Annotated in this window: 18 protein-coding genes and 4 pseudogenes; 8 read left to right on the plus strand and 14 right to left on the minus strand. The window is 66.6% G+C overall.

From position 1 onward, the window contains the following. Nucleotides 1-35: 35 nt before the first annotated feature. The 8 genes and pseudogenes from istB to AC5677_RS39320 form a co-directional block, all read right to left on the minus strand. A complete protein-coding gene (gene istB, locus AC5677_RS39285; protein ID WP_497196921.1) occupies nucleotides 36-794 on the minus strand; it encodes an IS21-like element helper ATPase IstB in 759 nt (252 codons plus the stop codon). Next, on the minus strand, nucleotides 785-958 hold the full coding sequence (locus AC5677_RS39290; RefSeq protein ID WP_497192636.1) for a hypothetical protein: 174 nt from the start codon (nucleotides 956-958) through the stop codon (nucleotides 785-787). The genes istB and AC5677_RS39290 overlap by 10 nt, the downstream gene beginning before the upstream one ends. Nucleotides 959-2,506: 1,548 nt before the next feature. Further along, the gene (locus tag AC5677_RS39295) at nucleotides 2,507-3,289 is read right to left on the minus strand and encodes an alpha/beta fold hydrolase (protein WP_497192637.1); all 783 of its coding nucleotides are present in this window, start codon (nucleotides 3,287-3,289) and stop codon (nucleotides 2,507-2,509) included. A gap of 250 nt (nucleotides 3,290-3,539) precedes the next feature. Continuing rightward, nucleotides 3,540-4,226 (minus strand): annotated as a pseudogene (locus AC5677_RS39300) (GlxA family transcriptional regulator); the annotation flags it as partial. Between the two features lie 279 nt (nucleotides 4,227-4,505). Then, nucleotides 4,506-5,261 (minus strand): site-specific integrase, encoded by a 756-nt coding sequence (locus AC5677_RS39305; RefSeq protein WP_497192638.1) that lies wholly within the window; start codon nucleotides 5,259-5,261, stop codon nucleotides 4,506-4,508. A 106-nt stretch (nucleotides 5,262-5,367) separates the two neighbouring features. Further along, nucleotides 5,368-6,965 (minus strand): annotated as a pseudogene (locus tag AC5677_RS39310) (ISL3 family transposase). A gap of 194 nt (nucleotides 6,966-7,159) precedes the next feature. Further along, entirely contained in the window at nucleotides 7,160-7,825 is a 666-nt protein-coding gene (locus tag AC5677_RS39315; protein ID WP_331749020.1) for a response regulator transcription factor, read from the minus strand. A 36-nt stretch (nucleotides 7,826-7,861) separates the two neighbouring features. After that, a complete protein-coding gene (locus tag AC5677_RS39320) occupies nucleotides 7,862-9,034 on the minus strand; it encodes a sensor histidine kinase (protein ID WP_497192639.1) in 1,173 nt (390 codons plus the stop codon). A gap of 162 nt (nucleotides 9,035-9,196) precedes the next feature. Between AC5677_RS39320 and AC5677_RS39325 the strand changes: the two genes are divergently transcribed. The 6 genes and pseudogenes from AC5677_RS39325 to AC5677_RS39350 all read left to right on the plus strand — a co-directional run. Further along, complete coding sequence (locus tag AC5677_RS39325) at nucleotides 9,197-9,922, plus strand: ABC transporter ATP-binding protein (protein ID WP_497192640.1); 726 nt, start codon at nucleotides 9,197-9,199, stop codon at nucleotides 9,920-9,922. Next, a complete protein-coding gene (locus AC5677_RS39330; protein WP_497196922.1) occupies nucleotides 9,922-11,259 on the plus strand; it encodes an FtsX-like permease family protein in 1,338 nt (445 codons plus the stop codon). The genes AC5677_RS39325 and AC5677_RS39330 overlap by 1 nt, the downstream gene beginning before the upstream one ends. Then, the gene (locus tag AC5677_RS39335) at nucleotides 11,256-11,441 is read left to right on the plus strand and encodes a hypothetical protein (protein WP_497192641.1); all 186 of its coding nucleotides are present in this window, start codon (nucleotides 11,256-11,258) and stop codon (nucleotides 11,439-11,441) included. The genes AC5677_RS39330 and AC5677_RS39335 overlap by 4 nt, the downstream gene beginning before the upstream one ends. Before the next feature lie 11 nt (nucleotides 11,442-11,452). Beyond that, on the plus strand, nucleotides 11,453-12,193 hold the full coding sequence (locus AC5677_RS39340; RefSeq protein WP_497192642.1) for a DUF4097 family beta strand repeat-containing protein: 741 nt from the start codon (nucleotides 11,453-11,455) through the stop codon (nucleotides 12,191-12,193). Between the two features lie 583 nt (nucleotides 12,194-12,776). Then, nucleotides 12,777-14,273 (plus strand): D-alanyl-D-alanine carboxypeptidase/D-alanyl-D-alanine endopeptidase, encoded by a 1,497-nt coding sequence (gene dacB / locus AC5677_RS39345; protein ID WP_497192643.1) that lies wholly within the window; start codon nucleotides 12,777-12,779, stop codon nucleotides 14,271-14,273. A 213-nt stretch (nucleotides 14,274-14,486) separates the two neighbouring features. Next, nucleotides 14,487-14,790: pseudogene (locus tag AC5677_RS39350) on the plus strand (SAM-dependent methyltransferase); the annotation flags it as partial. Nucleotides 14,791-14,842: 52 nt separating this feature from the next. Here AC5677_RS39350 and AC5677_RS39355 read toward each other — a convergent pair. Beyond that, nucleotides 14,843-15,253 carry a winged helix-turn-helix transcriptional regulator gene (locus tag AC5677_RS39355; protein ID WP_497192644.1) on the minus strand — a complete coding sequence of 137 codons (411 nt, stop codon included), beginning with the start codon at nucleotides 15,251-15,253 and terminating at the stop codon, nucleotides 14,843-14,845. Between the two features lie 100 nt (nucleotides 15,254-15,353). On the opposite strand from AC5677_RS39355, the gene AC5677_RS39360 reads away from it, so the two are divergent. Beyond that, nucleotides 15,354-16,211, plus strand: coding sequence for an alpha/beta fold hydrolase (locus AC5677_RS39360; protein WP_497192645.1), 858 nt, complete (start codon nucleotides 15,354-15,356; stop codon nucleotides 16,209-16,211). 59 nt (nucleotides 16,212-16,270) lie between these two features. On the opposite strand, the gene AC5677_RS39365 is transcribed toward AC5677_RS39360, so the two are convergent. Next, a complete protein-coding gene (locus AC5677_RS39365) occupies nucleotides 16,271-16,726 on the minus strand; it encodes a VOC family protein (protein ID WP_497192646.1) in 456 nt (151 codons plus the stop codon). Between the two features lie 127 nt (nucleotides 16,727-16,853). Between AC5677_RS39365 and AC5677_RS39370 the strand changes: the two are divergent. Then, a pseudogene (locus tag AC5677_RS39370) lies at nucleotides 16,854-17,113 on the plus strand (response regulator transcription factor); the annotation flags it as partial. A gap of 251 nt (nucleotides 17,114-17,364) precedes the next feature. Here AC5677_RS39370 and AC5677_RS39375 read toward each other — a convergent pair. From AC5677_RS39375 to AC5677_RS39390, 4 genes are all read right to left on the minus strand, one after another. Next, nucleotides 17,365-18,666, minus strand: a complete 1,302-nt coding sequence (locus AC5677_RS39375; RefSeq protein ID WP_497192647.1) for an LmeA family phospholipid-binding protein — start codon at nucleotides 18,664-18,666, stop codon at nucleotides 17,365-17,367. A 71-nt stretch (nucleotides 18,667-18,737) separates the two neighbouring features. Continuing rightward, nucleotides 18,738-19,382 (minus strand): LysE family translocator, encoded by a 645-nt coding sequence (locus tag AC5677_RS39380; RefSeq protein WP_497196923.1) that lies wholly within the window; start codon nucleotides 19,380-19,382, stop codon nucleotides 18,738-18,740. Between the two features lie 365 nt (nucleotides 19,383-19,747). Continuing rightward, nucleotides 19,748-20,092, minus strand: a complete 345-nt coding sequence (locus AC5677_RS39385) for a hypothetical protein (protein WP_497192648.1) — start codon at nucleotides 20,090-20,092, stop codon at nucleotides 19,748-19,750. A 302-nt stretch (nucleotides 20,093-20,394) separates the two neighbouring features. Then, entirely contained in the window at nucleotides 20,395-20,565 is a 171-nt protein-coding gene (locus AC5677_RS39390) for a hypothetical protein (RefSeq protein ID WP_497192649.1), read from the minus strand. Nucleotides 20,566-20,811 lie beyond the last annotated feature (246 nt).

Genomic DNA, 20,811 nt, shown 5'->3' on the forward strand with positions numbered 1-20,811 from the left:
GACGGCAGTATCCCGACGACGTCCACCGGTTTGCCCTACCTGGGCTTGTCAGTGGGGTTCCTCGGTCGCTTGTCGGGGCGGTAGCTGGGGCCGTTCATGATGACCTGGTGGCTGGTGTTGATGAGCCGGTCCAGGAGGGACTCGGCGACGACGGGGTTGGGTAAGAGGGGATACCAGTCGCTGGGTGCCCGGTTGCTGGTGATGATCAAGGGCCGGCCCTGACGCTCCGAGACGAGTTCGTAGAGGTCGTCGGCCTGGGCGGCGGACAGTTGGCGCATGGCGACGTCGTCGAGGATGAGGACGTCGGGTCGGATGAGTTCGCGGATGCGTTTCTCCCAGGTGCGGTCCGCGTGGCCGCCTGCGAGGTCGGCGAGGATGCGGCTGGTCTTGGCGAAGCGGATGTGGGCGCCCTGGCGGACGGCCAGGTGGCCGAGGGCCTGGGCGATGTGCGTCTTGCCGACGCCGACGGGGCCGAAGAGGATGACCGACTCGCCGGCATGCAGCCAGTGCAGGGCTCCCAGGTCCCGGATCTGTGCTGCGGGCAGTTTCGAGGAGGCGGTGAAGTCGAACTCCTCCAGGGTGACCTGCTGCTCGAACTTGCCTCTCTGTAGGCGGCGTTGGAAGGCGACGGTCTCGCGGCGGGTGATCTCGTCCTGGCAGAGGACCTGGAGGAAGTCGAGGTGGCCGAGTTCACTGCCGTGGGCTTGGGCGAGGCGGGCGTCGAGGGTTTCCAGCATGCCGGACAGTCGCAGGGTCTTGAGTGACTCCCGCAGGGCGGCGTCCATCACGGCAATCGGGCTTCCACCTCGGCTTCGTCCTGCACGTGGTCGTCGTGGTCGTCGTCCGTCGCGTCGGGGGTCGCGACGGTGGCGAAGAGCCGGGCGGGGCCATGGAGGAAGGCCGCCGCCCCGGCGGCTCCGCTGGTCTCGGGCTCAGGATCGGTCTCGGTGCCGGCCACTCCAGTCCTGGGGCTGCCAGCTTGCCGCGCCTGGTCTTGCTGTTCGACAGGAATACCCCGAGCTTGGCCTTGGTGGCGTCCTCCAGCCGTTTTGTACGGGCCCTGGGGTGAGGGTGCCCCCTTCATGCGCCTGCGGGACCGTTACGACCAGCACCACACCGGCGCCGTGATCGGTTAGGGCCTGGCCCGGCCGAAGTCGGGGGAGGCGATTCCCCTGTGGAGGCGTCTGCGGAGAGGCCGGCATGGGTCCGTGACGTGCCAGCGGTGCGTGCGGAGCGTAGGCAGCCCCAGCGCCCCAAGCAAGGGAAAAGGCCACACGGGGAAAGTTAATGGTCTACTTCACAATGGCTTCGTGGCGATATGCAGGTCGCGTGCGTCGAGAATGACGAGGTTCCTCGCCACACCGTCCCCGTCGTCTGCGTCCCACCACTTTGCGAAGCTGCCTGCGAACGCTTGAGCCTGTGCCCGTGAGCGGTAGTCCGTGGATACTTCCACGTCGTAGTCGGGGCCCGTGAGTTCGACGGTGAACACTCTGCCGGCGTGGCGGGCGGCCGCAGTATCACCCTCAGCACGCGCCCACTCGCGAAAGTCCTTAAGGAGTCGCGGGTTCGGCTCCCGCTTGGTCAGGGGATGCGACGGGGGACGCTGCGGAGTGCCACTGACCCCGTCCTGGCAGCCCTTTACCCAAGCTCCGCGGTCGTGGGCGGCATTGTCCCCTGCGTCAAGGGCGCGGCGAGTGCAACCGCCTCCCACTACCTCACGGACCGCAGCGCCCTTGCCCCCTGCGTCATTGAGCTTCTCGCCTTGCATGTATCCCGCCGCATAAGCCTTCCTGAAGTCAGGCGGGTCTGTTGGACGTGCTCCGGCCGGACTGGAGGCGCGTGCGGCATCGGAGCTCGGTGTGCCATCGGTGCCGCACCCCGATACTGCTAAGACCCCCACGGCTACTGCTGCGGACGCCACCGCGTGCCGCAGCCGAAGGCCGTTGCTCGTACGTGGGCTCATTCCGTGGTCTCCAATCGACGGCGCGGCTCGGGGAGTTAGAGCTCGCAAGCTGTTCGTTGGCTCCAACATGAGGAAGAATATTATTTGCGAACTTTTTCAACGACACGGTAGCTACCATGACTCCCGCCTGACGGTGAGTGCCGAACCAACTACGGCGCGAAGCACGGCGGATGGCCGCCGACCTCAAGCAAGTCGGCCTGGTCGGCACATCCGTGGAAATGGCCTACCTGGCTGAGGGGCTACGCAACCAGTCCGTCACCCTGACCATCACCTCGTCGCCTACCTGACCGTTGCTGAACCTGACCGGGAAGTAGGAATCGGTGGAAACGGAGTGCCTCAGCTGGCGGGCATCGCCAACTGGTCGATACGTCTCCACCCGCGGTCCGCAGGATCTTGTGGACCTGTTCGACGTCACGCGCTGGGATCATGACCAGGGGCTGGTTGCGGCTCCGGGGCGTCGACGAACGCCTCCGCAAGGTCGTGAGCAGGGCGAACGTGTCCTGAGTCGGCTTGAATTTGAGGAGCGGCGAACAGGCTTTCAGGTCATCGGTGGGTGAGGGCGTGGATGTGTGCGGCGATGGCCGTCGGCTGTTCCGCCGGCGCGTCGTGGCCGGCCGGTACATGGACGAGGCGGCTGCCTTTGATGCCTTGGGCAAGGGCGTCGGAATGGCTGGGGGCGACAAGGATGTCCTCGGACGCGGCGACAACGAGAGCGGGCGCATCGATATGGGGGAGGCCATCGCGAACGTCGAGATGCAGCGCGAGGTCGATGTGTCGCCGGGTGCCGGGCGGTAGCCCGGCGGCCGTCTCCTCCGCGAGGCGATCGATGTCCGTGCCGTTCAGCTGTGCCAGGCCGGCCGGGCCGCACGACTGTTGCAGGAGATAGCGCCCGAGCAATCGCTCGTCGACGTTCAGCAGATCGCGCCAGATGCTGAGGGCCAGCCGTAGGCGGGGGTCGGGGTGGGCGAAACCGGCGAGGAGAGCGAGGGCCGCTGTGCGGTGAGGGTGCCGGGTGGCGTGGCGTACAGCGATGGCGCTGCCCATCGAGTAGCCCACGACGGTGTAGCGCTCAAGACCGGCACGCTCCGCCGTCAGCGCGATGCTGTCGGCGATGGTGTCCAGCTGCAGGGGGCCGTCGGGGAGCGGGCTGTTGCCCGAGCCCGGATTGTCCACGGCTATGACGCGGTGGTGTTCGGCCAGCCGCTCCAGCAAGCTCCCCCAGCTGGTGGCGATGCCGCCGGCCACCCCGTGTACCAGGACCACTGGGCTTCCGCTGCCGTGGTCGGTGTAGTGGAGGTCGGCATGAGCGCCCGAGGGACTGGTCACAAGGCTCCTTTGTTCCATGCTGACGTGTGGCGTCTTACCACCACCGTATGAGCCTGCGGCGCCGAGTCAGGGGGCGGGGGAGGACGAGGTGTAACGCGAAGTCACGACGTCCGGACGACGCCTGCCTCGTCAGAAGGAACGAAGCGGGTACGGGGCGAGCCGTAGCCCGTCCCGTACCCGCTCAGCGATCCCTTTCTCGGCCCAGTGCCGAAGGCACGTCTGCACGGCTCGGCGGGCCTGGTCACTGCCGTCAGTTCGCGCGTCGCTCCCCGAACTCGCCTTCTTCATGGCGGAAGGTCTTACGGTAGGCGCCGGGCGACACTCCTAGCGCGGCGCGCATGTGCTGGCGCAGGGTGGTCCCGGAACCGAAGCCTGCGTCGATGGCCACTTGGTCGATCGGGAGATTGGTACCTTCCAGGAGATGGCGGGCGCGGGTGATGCGCTGCTGGAGGATCCACTGAGCCGGGCTCATCCCGGTCTCGTCGCGGAACCGCCGAGTGAAGGTGCGTATGCTCATCCGCGCGTGCCGGGCCAGGTCGGGCAGCGCGAGGGGGTCGGCCAGGTGATCCAAGATCCACTGTCGGGTCGGTCCGGTGGTGGATTCCGCGACTTCGGGCACCGGTATCTCGACGAACTGGGCTTGGTTGCCCTCGCGCCAGGGTGGCACGACGCAACCTCGGCTGGCGCCGTTGGCCACTTCGCTGCCGTGGTCCCGGCGGACGATGTGCAGGCAGAGATCGAGTCCGACGGCGCCTCCGGCCGAGGTCAAGATGGTGTCGTCGTCGACGTAGAGGACGTCGGGGCGCAGTTCCACGTCGGGGAAGAGCGAGCGGAAGTGCTGGGTGTAGGCCCAGTGCGTGGTGGCCGGGCGGCCGTCCAGAAGACCCGCGGCGGCGAGCACGAAGGAACCGGTGCAGATCGTGACCAGGCGGGTGTCGTCTGCGGCGGTGGTCAGCGTCCGGCTCAGGGGACCCGGAACCCATCCCACGTCTGCGTCCCCGCCGCCTGGACCACAGCCGTACCACCCGCTGTCGCCAACGCCACCAGCGCCTCTTCCAGCATCCCCGCCCCCAAAGCTCATGCCCGATGCGCTAACCCCGCGACCATAGCCCCGCCACACCACCCACGTAGACCCTCTGTCGGGATACGCGCGGTAGCCAGCCCCCGAGTCGGCCGACTCCCAGGACCACGTGGTGGCGTTACCCCTTTGCTCCTGCTACAGCACGCCGATCAGGGTGCTGTCCTCCCACTGGTCGACGACTTCGAGGTATCCGGCGAGCACCTTGGAGTGCGGGGCCCATCCGCCCTGCTTGGCGATGACGATCTGGTCGTGCCCCTTGAGACGCGCGGACGTCGCGAGCCGGCGGCGGGGCTGTGGCCGGTGAAGCGGATCTCGATTCCTGCCCGCTGTCCAGCGCGGGTGCAGTCGCCGGAAGGCGAAGCCGTCCGGGTCGTTTGCGAGGCCGGCGGCATCCTTCCACGCCTGCCAGGCCCGCACGGGGCAGATCGCCGGGCGGGAGCCGTACGGCACGGGGACGATGCGGGGGCGGATCTTCGAGACGCGCAGGTCGGCGACGAGTCCGCCGGGGTCGTCGGTGTAGTCGCGTCCGCGGGTGAAGGCGATTTCGTGCTCGCGGCCGGCGACGGCGAAGTGCATGAGGACCACGGCGCGGTCGCGGATGCCCATGAGGTTGTCCGGACAGGCGGCGCTGATGCGGATGAGGTGGTCGACCAGCAGGGGCGGGGCTTGGCCTCGCCCGCGCTGCTCGCCGTTGGTCTCCATCTCCTTGACCAGTTGTTTGAGCCGGTTACGGGCGAGGCGGGCCACCCCGTTCTCGGTCGTCACGCCGTGGTCGGCGCGGGCCGTGACGACGGTGCCGGTGATCCAGCGGTCGATGGTGGATGGGGCGGTAAAGCTGCCCTTTTTCCAGCCCCCGGGTTTGCGCCGCAGCCGCCCGGCCCGCACCAGCAACAGCCGAACGTGCCGGGTTCCTACCCGCCCGGCCCGTATCAACAGCAGCTGGCTTTGTTCATGTGCAAGGGCTCTGGCTCAACTTCTGTGACGCGGCCACTCTCCGTCACGCTAATAGGACGCGCTTGCGGAGAAGTTGGTGTCCCGCCCGCCCGAACATCTGGCGCTTGAGCATCTTGATCCGGTTGACATGGCCTTCGACCGCGCCCGAGCTCCAGGGCAGGGTGAGACCGGCGATGACGGCACGCGGTCGCGATCGATGCCGGCGGCAAGCGTGTGGAGACTGGGCAGATCGTCCCGTCGGACGGCGGCGAGCCAGTCCGGAAGACGCTCGCCCTGGCGCTCGGTCAGCATGACCGCGACGGCACGGACGTGCCGGGTGAGCGCGTCGATCTCGGGGCAGTGGGTGCGGACGGTTTTGAGCTGCAGCTGCTCGGCCTCAGGGAGGGTTTCCGTTCGCCGGAGAATCCATCCGGCGACTGTTCGGGGCGAGGGCGGCCGGGCGACCACCGGTCGCGGGGAGGTGCGCTTCTTGTGCAGGTAGGCGCGGACGCGCTGGTAACTGCCCTTATAGCCAAGCGGCACGATCTCTTCCCACAGCTTCCAGGCGTTGGTGCAGCCCTCGTTCCAACGGTCGTCCAGGTAGGGCTTGTAGTCATCGAGGACCGACGGCCGGTTCTGCCACTGCCCTGTGAAAAGCTCCTCCGGCCTCGCTGCATCGGCGAACTGCTTGACGGTCCGCCAGGTCATACCGAGCTGCCGCTGGACCGATCGACGGCTGTGCCCGGCCTTCAGCAGTGCGTGGACGTCGGCGTGCCGGGCCCTGGTGCGGTCGGCGAAACGATGGCCGGTCGGCCATGGCGAGCCAGACGAATCTTCCTCCAGCGCAGGCTCCGGATCGGGTTCGGGGGCGGCCGTGACAAGGGCGCGGAGGCAGTTGCAGTGCTGAGCGACAGCTCGTTCGGCAGCCTCGCTCACGTTGTGCCAGAGATGCCACCGGTCCGCGACCTGGACCGCCTGAGGAGCACCGGTGGTGGCACCTTCGGCGAAGAACGGCGCCCGGTCACGGCAGATGACCTCAACGCCCGGCCGTTCGGCGAGCCAGGCCGTCAGGCTGGACGCCTCCCGGTCGGGCAACAGGTCAACTGGGCGGCGGGTTTCGACATCGATGAGGACGGTGCCGTAGTGGCGGCCCTTCCGGGTGGCGTACTCGTCGACAGCGACCACCCGCGGCGCGGCCACCTCGGGCTCGGGAAGCGCATCAACCAGCCGAAGCACCGTGCTACGGCTGACGGAAGCGCCGAGAACGCTGGCGATGCGAGCCCCGGCCCGGCCCGCGAGGGCCGGACCGACCGAGGCCAGGGTCGAGCGCAACCGTTCGGTCCGCTGACTGTGCCGGAGCGTCAGGCCAGGTATCTGCTCGACGAAGGTGCGGCGTGCGCAGCCCGAGTTTCCGCAGGAGAATCGCCGGACCCTCAATTGAAGGACGACCCGTCGGCCTCCGCTGGGAACATCAGCGGGAAACCGCAGGTAGGAACCGTGAACCCGGTTCGACCAGGCGCCACAGACCGGGCACGCGGCGCCGCCGGCGGTGCATTACGCGTTAACGCGCACTATCGCGATGTTCACGTCTACCGACAGCACCGCGACGTCCGCGATCGACGGGAACAACAACTCCTTGAGCCGGAGCAGGACCTCTTTCACAGCCCTGAACATTCAGCCCAACTGCGTTGCCCACGGACCAATTTCGGGCGACTTCACCTAGAGCTCGAAAAGGCCCAGCAGTCACTGAGAGTGGCCACGTCAAAGAAGTTGAGCCAGAGCCCTCCTAGAACTGCGGCACCGACGCGGGGCTCACGGAGCTGTGGGAGCTGCTGGACGGTGCCCGGGGCCAATCCTCAGTTGTATTCGAACCAGGCCAGAATGGCCTTGACGCGCCGATTGTCCTCGTCGGGAGGCATGCCGAGCTTCACGAAAACGTTCGCCACATGCTTACTCACGGCAGCGCCGGAAAGAAACAGCTCCGTCGCTATTTCTGCGTTGGAGCGCCCTTCGGCCATGTGGGCGAGCACTTCCCTTTCACGAGCGGTGAGCCGGGCAAGCGGCCCCTGTGGCGAGTCCGCGCGGGTGACGTGGCGAACAACCTCGGGGTCGATCACGACGCCACCTGCGGAGACCGTCTCGACAGCTCGCAGGAAGTCGGCGACTCTGCCCACTTTCTCCTTGAGCAGGTACCCGACGGCTCCGTCGGCACCCGGGCCGTTCAGAAGCTCCCTCACATAGGGGCCCGTGACGTAGGCGGAGAGAACCAACACCGGCAGGTCCCGGTGCCGGGAGCGCAGATCGATCGCGGCACGCAGTCCGTCGTCGGTGTTTTTGGGGGGCATGCGGACATCCGTGATCACCATGTTCGGGGCGGCTCCGGCATGCACCAGCTCGTCGACTGCGGCAACCAGTTCGTCGGCGTCCTCGCATTCGCGGATGACATCATGAGCGTGGGAGGTCAAGATTTCCCGGATGCCGGCCCTTATCAGCACGCTGTCATCTGCCAGAACAATTCTCATGACCCCCCTCCCCGGGGAACGTCCTGCTTCAATTTATCACCACGGGGGTTGGCTGGGAGCGGACGCCACAACCAGCGTCCCGCCACCCGGTGGGCTGAGAATTTCGATATTCCCGCCGACACTTCGCATTCGCTCGCGCAGTCCGGCGAGCCCGGAGCCCGTGTCGATTCTCGCACCGCCGACACCATCGTCGTGCACACGCACGTGTACGTCTGTCGTGGCGCATCGTAGGTCGATCCGAGCGTTTCCCACACCTGCGTGTTTCGAGATGTTCGTCAGGGCTTCGGACACCGTGAAGTATACGGCGGTCGCAGTCGGTGACGAAAGCTGGGCATCATCGCCGGTGCTGGTCAATTCGACCCGCAAAGGTGATCGCGCGGCCAGCTCTCGGACGGCGGCGATGAGACCGAGGTCGCTCAGTTCACGGGGATGGATGTCGCGCACCGTGTCCCTCAGCCGTTCGAGTGCGCGCTCCGCGTGAGCCTGGGCCTGCCGTGCCAGCCGCACGATTCGTTCCTGGTCGGCGGCTGTGGCTGTGGCCGTGGCTTCCAGCATCCCGAGACGCATGACGACGGCGACGAGTTCCTGTTGGGCGCCGTCGTGCAGATCGCGTTCGATGCGCTGTCGCTCGAATTCGAAGGCCGCGGTCAGCGAAGCCCGACTGGTCCGGAGCTCCTCCAGTTTCGCGAGCAGATCCGGGTCCCGGCTTCTGGAGAAGGTGCGCAGGAGAAGGTCGCGAAGAAATGATGTGCCGGTCAGTACGGTAGTGGTGACCGCGCCGAGAACGATGCCTGCGGGCATCGCCAGAAGGGTTTCCCCAACGGATTCAGGGGTGAATGGACCGACCTGCGCGGCGATGCCGAAGAGCCAGAAGACGGGGGAGAACACCAACGCGGCAGCGCCGATGAATCCGAAGAAAGCGACCAGCAGTGACAGTGCGGACAGGAGCACGGCGGTCACGAAAACCGGCAGGTCGGTGCGCCACATCGACCGTGAACGCAGCCGGGTTGCCACCCACTGGGCCCAGCTGTGGTCAGAGGGTTTCAGGGGCATCGCCTCGACGCCGCACCACCGGGCTCTCGAACGGTCCGTCTCCGTCACCACCGGGGCCGAGACCGGCGCAACGAGAATGGAAAGCAGCAGAATCGGAAAAGCCATTGCCGCGATGCATTCCGTCAGAACCCTCCGGGCAATTCGAATCTGCGCCATGCCCGCCATTGTCCCATACTGCGGATCGCGCAAAAGGTAGACCTAGGTCTACCTTTAAGCAGTGCAGGCACCCGTGTGGCTCCCGCCGTGCCCTGCTTAGCTCGATGCATGCCCATCTCAGCTGCTGCTTCCGCGCCGTGCATCCGTTTGCGCGGCCTTCATATGGACTTCCCCGTTCCGGGCCGTCGACGCGAGACGGCGCGCGTCCTGCACGATATCGACCTGGACATTCCCGAAGGCCGGCTGACCGCCATCGTCGGCCCCTCCGGGTCGGGCAAGTCGACGCTTCTGCTCTGCATTGCTGGTCTGGAGCAAGCGACCGCGGGTTCCATCGAGGTCCTGGGAACGGATGTCCTGTCGCTCCCCCCTCGCAAGCAGGCCGCATTCCGCAGTGAGAACGTCGGATTCATCTTCCAGGAGTACAACCTCGTCAGCTCGCTGACGGTCGAGGACAACATCGCCCTGCCGGCGCGACTCGCCGGACATCGGGTGCCCAGGTCGAGGGTCGGCGACGCCATGTCGAGGCTCGGTATCGCCCAGCACGCGCGGCGGCGCCCCGACCGGCTCTCCGGAGGTGAACGCCAGCGCGTCGCGGTGGCCCGGGTCGTCGCGAATCAGCCGCGGATCGTCTTCGCCGACGAGCCGACCGGCGCGCTCGACCTCAAGTCGGGTCATGCCGTGCTCGATTGGCTGCAGGCACTTCCCGCGCAGGGAACCACGGTCCTCATGGTCACACACGACCCTCATGCGGCCGCACGTGCTGACCAGGTCGTGGTGCTGGGGTCCGGGCAAGTGCACGCCGTCATTCCTGGTGGCGACTCCCACGCGGTGAGCGATGCCGTCCTCGCGGCGCAGTCGCAGGACGAAGCGGGTGAGCAGGCGTCGTGATGCGACTTGTCCTGTCGGACATTCGGATGCAGGCGTCCATGTGGTTGTGGACGTTCCTGTGCGCAGTGGTCGGTGCGGCATGCGCAGCGGGCTCGGTCATCGCCATGTTCACCGCCGTCTCGACAGCGCGGGCGGCGGGAGATGCGCGGATGGTCTCCGCGTCGATCGCGCTCGGCGGCAACATCGTCTTCTTCACCGTGCTTGCCGCCGTGGGCATCGTCGCATCCACCGTCGGTCTGACCTTGACGACCCAGCGACGCGATCATGCCCTGTGGGCGATCCTCGGGATCCCTCGCAATCGCATCAGATTCATTCTGCGCACAGAACTGGTCGTGCTCGGCGCTGCAGCCGGCGCGCTGGCAGTACCGCTGGCCCCTCTCGTCGCGAGCACCGCCCTCGCACAGTGGACGACCACGGGACTCGACCTGCACGGAGCCACGGCCGGATTCCACCTCTGGCATGTCGGGGCGAGCGTGCTTTCCGGGGTGGTTCCGTGTCTGCTCGGCGGCTGGGGAGTCACGCGCCGTGCCGCCAAGACACCGGAGATGCGCGCGTTCCGAGACCTCGCCGATCCACCGGCGCGGCCCGGCGTCACGCGCAGCGTTCTCGCCCTCTGCCTCCTCGCCGGTGTGGTCGGGATGTGGATTCCCGGGCTGGGACTCGAACTCGAGGGCGGGATCGAACAGCGGACGGCCTTCGCTTTCGCCGGCGACCTCTTTCTCATCTGCCTGTTGCTGCTGATGGGGCCGTGGGTGCTCACACCTCTGATGAGGTTCTGGACCGCACTCGTGCCCTCGCACGGTGTCGCCTGGCACCTTGCCGTGCAATCGTGCCGTACCCGCGCGGCGAGAAGCGTCGCCACGGTGCTGCCCTTCGCCCTCTCCCTGTCGTTCGTCGGACTCTTCATGGTCATGGGGAACGTCATGCCCGGAAGCACTGCCGGGCTGGGCGATGTCCTGGTCGTGCTGGGCTGGGTCTTCGTCGTGTCCTGGGTCGGCGGCCTTGCTGTGATCGCTCTGGTCGGGCGGGAACGCACACGTGATTCCGCCATCGTGACGGTCGCCGGTGCGCGACCAGGTGTGGTCACCCGATCAACGATCTATGAGGGAGTGATCTACGCGGGGACGGCGATCGTCTTCGGCGCGATCGCCATCGCGGTGACGAGTGCCACTATCGCTGTGGGCGCCGAGATCAGCGTCGTCCGGGTTCTGGACGGCCTCCCCTGGGCGACTCTCGGCGTGCTCGCCGGCGTGACGCTCGTGACCACCTGCCTCGCTCTGGCCCTCCAAGCCGCCCGTGTGTCGCGCACGGTCGCAGCTCGGGCTCTTCGCTCGTGAAGCAGGGCGAGGTCCGTACCGCCGCGACAGCAGAATCCCTCGGCCGGTATTCAGGTTGCCTGCTGACTCCACGGAACGAACTCGCCACCGACGCGATCGCGTCCTTCGAACCAACCACCACCATGAACGGCATGCGTCACCTGCATGTCCAGAATTATGAAGGAATGAATCAATGGGAATGAGGCCTCACCCTGTGCTCGCCCTCGGGGGCGTCGCGATCCTCGCTGTCGCAGCAACGGGATGCAGCCCGGACGGTACCCCGGCGAACACCGTCGTGGAATCGAAAATGTTTGATTTCAGTGGGGACAGCCTGACCGTGAAGTCCGACTCCGCCGACCTGGAACTCGTAGCCGCCGATGTCAAGGGCGTTCGGGTGACGCGGCAGGTCAGCGGTACGAAAGTAGGCGGCGAAATAGAATCCGGATGGAAGCTCGAAGGGGGCGTTCTCACGCTCTCGCTGGACTACACGGGCCTCTCCGTCAACTGCGGTGCGAAGTACACCGTGAAGGTACCGCGCGACGCCGCGATCACTGCCGAGAACGACAAGGGTCTTGTTGAAGCCACGGGCTTCACCGCAGATTTCTCGGCCAAAGCCGGCGACATGCGGTTGTCGGACCTCAGCGGGCCCCATCTGGATCTGGAAGGCCGCGACGGAACCATCGAGGGCGACAGGATCTTCGCAAGGTCGGTCACTGTCGCCTCACGGAACGGCGACAACGAGCTGAACTTCGTCTCCGCACCTGACCTCGTCGATGTGCGAAGCCAGGACGGCGATGTTCGGCTCAGCCTGCCGGAGGCGACGTACGCAGTCGACACGGCCGCCAAGCAGGGCGACATCACAGTGGATGTCATGAAAGACGACACAAGTGACCATGCCGTGAGGATTCACACCCGTAACGGAGACATCGTCATCGGCAAGAGAAAGGCGCCTTAGTCAGATATGAGGAACGGGGGTTTTCCCTACCATGCTTTCTCCCGCTGCCCGCATTGTTCGGGCGATTCCCTTCGGCCGGACTGGACAAGTCCAATGGTTGCCCGGTTCAGCTGGGCGATCACCGCCACTGGCAGTGCAGTGAGTCGCGCACCCGTGGTTTCCGCCGATTCCCGAACATTCCTTGGCTATCCCATCAAGACAGAAAAGGAATTTATCGGTGGCGCGGATTGGCATTACGTTCTTGAAATCGTGCCCCATGCGCTGGCGTATCTCGATCGCCTAAAGCACGACCGCTGGCATTCATGGCACCCCCCTCGTTTAACGCTAGAAATTAAAAGGTATCCTCGCAATGTTTATAAAAGCCCCCGATCTCATGCGAAATCGCATCCGAAGGGAGCCCGGGCCCGCAGTCCATCGGAGGGCGGGAACCACACGGCGGGAGGCTACTGGATACGGCTCACGCCGACTGCGTACCCGCGCAGCCGCAGTAGCTGTGGCATCGGCCCTTGCGGCCGTCACGATGTCGGCGTGCTCCAATGACTCAAAGGATCACTCGAATTCCGCGTCCCCGAACGCTCCAGGTGTGAGCGCCGAGCTGCAAAAGCTCATGGACGCCTCACCGTGGGCAACGGGCGACTGGGGCGTGCAGGTCGCCGACCTGAAGACAGGAAAAGTCCTCCAGTCGAAGAACGCCGAATCCAAGTTCATGACTGGATCGACAGCCAAGACCTTCGCGGTAGGCGCAGCCCTCGACGACCTCGGCAGCGACCACCGTTTCCGTACGCCAATCGTGCACAGCGGTTCGATATCGGAGGCCGGACGACTCACGGGCAACCTGATCATGGTGGGAAGTGGCGATCTGGCTCTCGGCGGACGGACGATTGCAGCAGGACAACTGGACGTCCCCGACTTCGACCACTACGACGCGAACGCCGTGCCAGGAATGGCAACCATCACCCGGGAAGACCCGCTGGCAGGCATCAATGACCTGGCTCGTCAGGTCGCGGCAAGCGGCATCCGTCAAGTGGACGGCAACGTGATCATCGACAATCGGCTCTGGGACCCGGTGTCGATCGGTGGGACGCCTGTCACGCCAACGGTGGTCAACGACAACCTCATTGACCTGCTCATCACGCCCGGCACGCCCGGCAACCCGGCGAAGGTCGACTGGCGGCCCAAGACGGCAGCCTTCACCGTCGACGCGAACGTCACAACCACGCCCGCCGGCACGAAGCCGACGGTGAAGACCGAAAGCAACGCCCCCGGGCACATCCGGGTTCGAGGCTCGGTGCCCGCTGACGCCACCGCACCATTCGTGGCGACATTCCAAGTACCAGACCCCGCAGCATTTGCCCGCACCGTGCTCATCGAGGCTCTTGAGCGGAATGGTGTCACCGTCAGCGCCCCGACGCTCGGATCCAACCCCGGCTCCGACCTTCCGTCATCGGAGGAGGTGAAGGCCTTGCCTGTCTCGGCGACGTACACGTCACCGCCTTTCAGGGAATACGCCAAGTTGATCAATAAGGTCAGCCACAATCTCGGCGCCAACCTCTTGCCACCGCTGATGGCAGTCCATCACGGCAAGCACACCTATGCCGACGGAATGCAGATCGAGCGGAACTTTCTCGCCGACGCAGGGATTGACCCGAATTCGTTCACTCTCGTCGATGCCCAAGGCTTGACCGGGGACAAGGCCACACCAGCCGCACAGACGGAGTTGCTGCGGCATCTTTCCCACAGTCGCGACTTCAGCACCTTCTACGACTCTATGCCGAGCCTGGGTGTCGATGGATCACTCGCGGATGTCATCGCGCACACCGACCCTGCCGCAGGACACATTCGCGCGAAGACCGGCACCCTGGTCGGCGCTTTCAAGGGCAAGCTGGCTCTCACCACCAAGGCGCTTGCAGGATACGTTGACGCGAAAGATGGTCACCGTCTCGTCTTCGCTATCTATGTGAACAACGTCCCGGTCCCCAGCAACAGCGTCAGCGACGCGATCGACCTGGCGCTAAAGGCCAACAAGCAATTGGGATCAATGGCCGCCAGCATCTACCAGAACCCCGAAGGGAGAAACTAACCTCCCTGGCTTTATCACGAGTCCTGGGTTCTGGCACAGATCTTGGGGAGCGGTCGCAGAGCGTCACCTTGGCGTTCGATTGCGAGGGGGTTGGGTCACGTGCGACCGCGTACGCCTTGTCGTCATCTGCCGTGACCGGGCGCCGTTCTTCGCCGAAGATGCCACCACCGGTGCTCCTCAGGCGGTCCAGGTCGCGGACCGACACGTCCCAGTATCGCGCGGGTGTACGACGCTTTCCTCAATGGCAAAGACAACTACGAGGTGGACCGCGAGGTCGTTCGGAGTGTGCAGAAAGCCGTTCCGGAGGTCGCGGACCTGGCAGTCGAGAACCGGGCCTTCCTGATCCGCGCCTGCCGGTTCCTGGCAGGCCAGGCGGGCATCACCCAGTACCTGGACTGCGGCTCGGGCCTGCCGACCGCGGAAAACACCCCATCAGGTGGTGCAGCGGGTGACCCCGGACTCGCGGGTCGTCTATGTGGACAACGACCCAGCGGTCCTGGCCCACGGCCGGGCGATGCCGGCTACATCGGGTACCCCAGCCACCAGTACTGAGCGCGGAATCGGCCTGCCTAGCTCTCATCGGCCTCCTGGGCGGCGGCTTCGTTGGCGCGGTCGATCTCGGCCATGTGCTCCTCCGCCCAGGTCCGCAGCCCCGCAAGCGCGGCTTCCAGGGACAGCCCGAGTCCGGTGAGTCGGTAGAAGACCCGCGGCGGCACGGTGGGTTCGACCCGGCGCGCCACCAGCCCGTCGCGGGTCAGGCTTCGCAGCGTCACGGACAGCATCTTCTGCGACACGCCGGGCATCCGGCGTCTCAGCTCCGCGAAGCGCACCTCGTCCGGTGCGGCATCGGCGAGCGTCTTGACGGCCATGGACGTCCACTTCGTACCGATGCGGTCCAGCAACTGCCGCGTCGGGCAATGCGGATCGAACAGATCGCCGCGTACCCCGCGACCGGCGGCCCGGGCTCCTCGGGTGGTCACCTGTGGCTCACCACCTTCCCTGAAAGTGCCGTCTAGGAAGCGCTCGGACAGTTACCTATCGTTCTGTGGTCACCAATGGTAACCGTCAGGAGGAGCCGTCATGCCCGTCACCACCGCACACCACCTGCGCCGCATCGCGACGAACGGCGTCCAACTCAATGTCGCAATCGCCGGGGACGGACCTGCGGTTCTCCTGCTGCACGGCTTCCCGCACACCTGGCAACTCTGGAGCGGCATCATGGGCCGACTGGCCGGGCAGTACCGGGTCATCGCCCCGGACCTTCGAGGCTTCGGTGCCAGTGCACGCGCCGTCGAGGGTTACGACGCAGGCACCCTCGCCGCCGACGCCGAAGGGCTGCTCGACGCACTCGGCGAGCCCTCGGCAGCGGTGGTCGGCATCGACGCGGGCACTGCCCCCGCCGTCCTGCTCGCGCTGCGCCGGCCCGGCCTCGTCCGGCGCCTGGTCGTGATGGAGGCACTGCTCGGCCGCCTGCCCGGAGCAGAGGACGTCGTCGCGGGGGGTGCCCCGTGGTGGTTCGGCTTCCACGCCGTCCCCGGCCTCGCCGAGACCGTCCTGGCCGGCAACGAGGCCCCGTACGTCGACTGGTTCCTCGACTCGGGGACGCTCGGGCGAGGAGTACCCGACGATATCCGTGCGGCCTTCGTCCACGCGTACACCGGGGGTGAGGCCCTGCGCTGCGCGTTCTCCTATTACCGGGCCCTGCCCACCAGCGCGCAGCAGATCCAGGACGCAGTCGCGACGGCTCGGCTGACCATGCCCACCATGGCCGTCGGCTCTCACCCCGTCGGCACCGGGCTCGAACGCCAACTCCGTCCCATCGCCGATGACCTGGTCGGACACCATCTCCAGGACTGCGGGCACATCATCCCCCTGGACCGCCCCGACGCGTTATTCGCGCTCCTTGCTCCCTTCCTCTCCGCCGATCTGCCGAAGTGACCGGAGCGGGGCCGAAGGATCACGGTCGGCGGTTCGGGTGTTCGTCCCAGCGGTGGGGGTCAGGCGAACCAGCTGTCGTAGGCGGTGCTCAAGCTGTCCTGGGGCGGGTCCGGGAGCAGCTGATAAAACTTCCATGCGTAGTCGTACGGATCGAGGCACTCGGCGTATCGCTCGCCCCATGGTGCGTCGAGCGGGCCAGTGGTGACCGTGGCTCCGGCTGAGCGGCAGTAGTCCGCGGTCGCGTCGACGTTGTCCACCTCGATACCGATGACAATACCGGGGCCCCGCGGACCGGTTCTGGTCATGTGTTCGCGGTCGCTGTCAGGAAACGGCATGCCGGTCAAGGCATCGACGAGCAGTTGAAGGTCACCACGTCTCAGGATCGCCATGATCGGCTGGCCGTCCGGACTTGATATCGATCCAGCCTGCTCGAACCCGAGCCCCGCGTAGAAGATGGCCGCTTCGGCCACGTCCTCGACACGAAGTCCTACCCGGAAGGGAGCTTCATCGGTCATTGCGTCTCCGTTCGGCGAACGATCTCGGATAAGCACGATGCATCAGCGCGGGGATCCGTGGCCAGTGTGTTGGGGTTGGTCACGCGGCTTTGGGTCGGGGGCGGCCCCAGCGTTGCCGGCGCGTCCGAAGGCACGGACCGGGCGCGAGCGGGAAGTAATGCAGCTGGTGGCGGCGGCCTGTCGTACGTCGAGATCGCCGAGCGCCTGGTACTCAGCCCCGCGACGGCCAAGACGCACGTCAGCCGCGTCATGACGAAACTCGGCGTACCCGATCGCAGCCGGCTGGTGGTGCTTGCCTGCGAGTCGGGCATGGTCGGCCCGGGGCCGGCCGGCGGGGTAGCGCACGCTTGCCTACCGCACGCGGCACCAGGCACTCTTCCGAGTTGATGGCGCCAGAAGGTGGGCGTGGGGTGACACGGCCTTATCCCGTCTGCGGTTCGGCTCTGTGGTCATGAGGCCGTACGGCTGTCTTCGGGCGGCTGCGGTGTGCGCGGCTCGTGGGCGCGTGTCCGCAAAGCGGGGAGCGATCGGCTCGTACGGGAAAGGCAGCGGCACGGGCGCTGTATCCGCGTCCGTGCCGCCGCCGTGCGTCTGCCCGAACGCGCCGGCGTGACGGGGCCTGCGTCAGTGCAGTCGTCCTAGCCCACCGATATGTCCTTGCCGGTCAGCTGCGCCCGGATGCCGTTCTTCGTCACGGAGATGCCGCGCAGCCGAATGTCGCCCGGCAGGTTGTCCGGCAGCTGCGCAGAGAACTCCATCTGCTGCGCGACCTTCGGTTCCCGGAGCTTCTGTAGGCCCTGGATGAGTGAGGGATCGATGCCGGTGGGCTTGAGCAGCGACGGATGGTCCACGAGCGTGTCCAGCACGCGGCCCTTCATCATCTGCTGCGGAAGGACGTGCTTCCCGGTCGCCTGTTGGAGCTCGCCCTCGTCCATCTTGTCGGCGACAGGTGCCGTCAGCTGCAGGCCACCGCCCTTGCCCGGTACGTACGTGAGCAGGCCGGGCACCACCACGCGCGTGTCCTGCACGGTCATGCGCAGGCCGCGATCCCCGGTGCGCTGCAATTGCGCACGACCCCGGATCCGGGCCTGCTTGTCGCCCACCGGCAGGTTGCCGCCGGCCAGCACCGTGTTCTTCTCGGGGCCGGGCATCAAGTGGATCTGTGACGCGCCGACTTCGCGGTTCAGGTCCTTGAAGTCCAGCAGGATGTCACCGCGCACCCGGCTCAGCACCGCGCCCTTGACCGAGGACGGCAGGCTGCCGACGATCCGGATGTCGTCCACCTTCCCCTTCACCTGAGCGACGGAGACCGGCCCGGCGTCGACATCGGGAACGTTGACCTCGACGTGGTCGATATTGCCCGCGAGCACCTGCCCGATGAACGGGAAGCTGTCGATGTGCACCTCGGGCTCGGCGTGCAGCTTCAGCGCCTTCTGCACCTGCTGCGCCGCCAGGTTCTCCGCGTAGAGCACGGCCCACCGGTCCCCGAGCGCAAGAAACGCAAGAACGACGGCCAGCGCGACGACGACCTTCACGGTCCTCCGCACAAACCGCCGCGGCTTGCGCCCGGCCCTCGGGTACTCCTTCTCGTCGCCGGTAATCGTCTTGTCAGTGCCTGCGTCGGCTGCAGTGGTGGCTCCAACTGCGCCGACGACGCTGGCATCGGCGCCGGTGGCCGTGGCCGAGTCCGTGCCGCTGTCGGCGGCGGTAGCGGTGGCGGTAGCGGCGCTACTGGCGCCGACGTCAGCGCCGGCGCCCGGGTCGGTGCCGTTATCGGTGACGGCGGTGTCAGCGGCGGTGGGGCCGCCGGTGCCTGTAGCGGAGTCGGCGCCGGCGGTGTTGCCCTGGGGCGACGAGGCGTCTGGCTCCTCGCCGCCCTGGGCAGCACGGCTCGCCGGTACCCGCGCCTTGGAATCTGTGGAAGGTTCGTTGGAAGGCATCGCCACCATGCGACCACAGCCCCGGCACTCGAACCAAGTCGTTCTGCCACCCGCGCACCATGCCCGTCGCGCTACTTCGGTGCAGCGACGAGCCGTATGGCGAGGCCCGTGAAGACCGTGCCGCTGAAGATGTTGAGCCCGCGGGCCACGCGGCGACTGCGCCGCAGTATCGACGAGAGTCGGCCGGAGAGCAGGCCGATCGAGGCGTCGACGACGAGGCCGACGAGTACCAGGGTGAAACCGAGGATCAGGAGCTGCCACCCCACGTGCCCGAGGCTTGGGTTCACGAACTGCGGCAGGAAGACCACGTTGAACAAGATCACCTTTGGGTTGAGCAGATTGGTGATGGTCCCTTGCCAAAAAGCGCGCAACCGCCCCGGACCGTCGTTCTTTTCGGCCTCGCCTTGCCCGTCGTCGCTTCCGAGGCCGGAGCGGTCACGAAATGCCTTGATCGCGAGGTAGAGAAGATAAGCCGCGCCGACCCAACGCAGCACGTGGTACAGCACCGGCAGCGTGGTGAAGAGTGCTGACAGACCGAGCACGGCGGCAACAGCATGCACCAGGGCACCGAACGCCACCCCCAATGCGGCCATCACACCTGCGGTCAGCCCTCCACGACCCCCCATGGCCACGACGAACATCATGTCGGGTCCTGGGGTGACGCACAGCGCAAAGGCGGCGACCAAGAAAGCCGCGTACAGAGAAGTGTCCACCATGGCGGCCATGCTGATCACCATGCGGAAGCGCGTCGACTGAATTCCACCGAGTGAGACACCTGTTGCTTCACACCGCGTCTAACTGATCCTCTCAGAATGAGGTGAGCAGGCTGCGAAGGCAGGTCGGGCCGGCGGCCACGTCGGGCGGATCCTGCCGGTGGTGCTGGTGGTGCCGGCGGGCGGGGTGGCGACGGGTGGAGGCCGCCTGCGGATCCGGGCAGCCCGGGCAAGGAGGGTGGCAATGGCGCGGACGGGGCCGATGGCGGCAGTTCAGGCATTCGCGCACCGGGCTCGGGTGACACCGGAATTCCGGTGCGAAGTCGCCGCCAGCGTCGCTGTGCTGACCGTCACGTCGTCCGCGTGATCTACGCCTGACCCGGCCGGAACCGGCGCGCCCCGTGTCGCTGGGTGTCCTCGTCGTGGAGGGCGGCGCGCAGGTTGGCGGCCAGCCGGGGGCTGATCCTGCTGCCGGTGGCGACGTCACGCAGATAGGCCCCGGCTCCTTGGATTAGCCCGGAGCGCGGATAGCTCAGCACGATGGCGCGGTGGGTGCCTTCGGCAATGATGTGGCTCCACGAGTCGATGTCGGATCCGTTGTTGGACGTGGGGATGTGGCCGTCCATGAAGCCGCGGTGCAGATCCCCTCCGTGCTGGTGGCACAGCCCCGACAGGCGATGGTGCCCCGCATCGCCGGATAGCGCCGCTGCCACTCGCGGTCCAGGGCGCAGGCATCGCTCGCCAGCGGAATCTTCTTGCCGCACAGGCAGCACGTGATACGGAATGGAACGCGAGACACCAGGCGATTCCCAGCGGCGAGACCATGTCCGGTTCGTGCTGGCGCTCCTTGCCCGCCGCATCCCAGCATCCTGGCTGCAGGCATGATGAGAACCACTCTTTGGGGGCCCGACCGTTCAGCGTTGACGGGTGCGGCCTTGAGGGCCGCTGCGCCAGAGCGCTGTACGCAGCGGCCCGGACACCTTGCCCAGCGTCGGCGCCCGTCACGCCTGACGCTTCAGTCGAGTTCGATCTCCAGCTCTTTGATCTTCCCGCTGCTGCTGCTGACGTCGGCGGTGATCTCCGTGTGGTGGTGGACGCCGGCGTCCCGGGCGGCGCGGACGAAGTCTTCCAGCTCCTCGAAGGTGATGTTCTTCCACTTCCCCGTGAGCTTCAGCGTGCGCGGCATGCCCCCATGCTCGCCGATCAGCTGCCCGGTCCACAGGCAGTTTCCGTCACCACAGGCTTATCGGCTCGTTCTGCTGTCATGAACGTGGACCCACCCGACAGGGGTGTGATCGGCGTAGGTGTGCAACACCCCGTCACGGTCACCGGGCATCGAAGTCTCGGGGCGTAGGCCGACCGGGTTTCTCCAAGCCTTCAGCGCCGGCGACCTTTCGTACACGGACGCCGGTGCGGGCAGGAATCGGCTGGT

Source organism: Streptomyces sp. JLSY215, assembly GCF_059682825.1.

Excerpts from the sequence above, each read along its gene's own strand:
- AC5677_RS39365 (WP_497192646.1), bottom strand. The coding sequence starts at position 16,726 with ATGACCGATGAAGCTCCCTTCCGGGTAGGACTTCGTGTCGAGGACGTG.
- AC5677_RS39380 (WP_497196923.1), bottom strand. The coding sequence starts at position 19,382 with ATGGTGGACACTTCTCTGTACGCGGCTTTCTTGGTCGCCGCCTTTGCG.
- AC5677_RS39330 (WP_497196922.1), top strand. The coding sequence starts at position 9,922 with ATGCGACTTGTCCTGTCGGACATTCGGATGCAGGCGTCCATGTGGTTG.
- AC5677_RS39315 (WP_331749020.1), bottom strand. The coding sequence starts at position 7,825 with ATGAGAATTGTTCTGGCAGATGACAGCGTGCTGATAAGGGCCGGCATC.
- AC5677_RS39325 (WP_497192640.1), top strand. The coding sequence starts at position 9,197 with ATGGACTTCCCCGTTCCGGGCCGTCGACGCGAGACGGCGCGCGTCCTG.
- AC5677_RS39390 (WP_497192649.1), bottom strand. The coding sequence starts at position 20,565 with ATGCCGCGCACGCTGAAGCTCACGGGGAAGTGGAAGAACATCACCTTC.
- AC5677_RS39320 (WP_497192639.1), bottom strand. The coding sequence starts at position 9,034 with ATGGCGCAGATTCGAATTGCCCGGAGGGTTCTGACGGAATGCATCGCG.
- AC5677_RS39360 (WP_497192645.1), top strand. The coding sequence starts at position 15,354 with ATGCCCGTCACCACCGCACACCACCTGCGCCGCATCGCGACGAACGGC.
- AC5677_RS39375 (WP_497192647.1), bottom strand. The coding sequence starts at position 18,666 with ATGCCTTCCAACGAACCTTCCACAGATTCCAAGGCGCGGGTACCGGCG.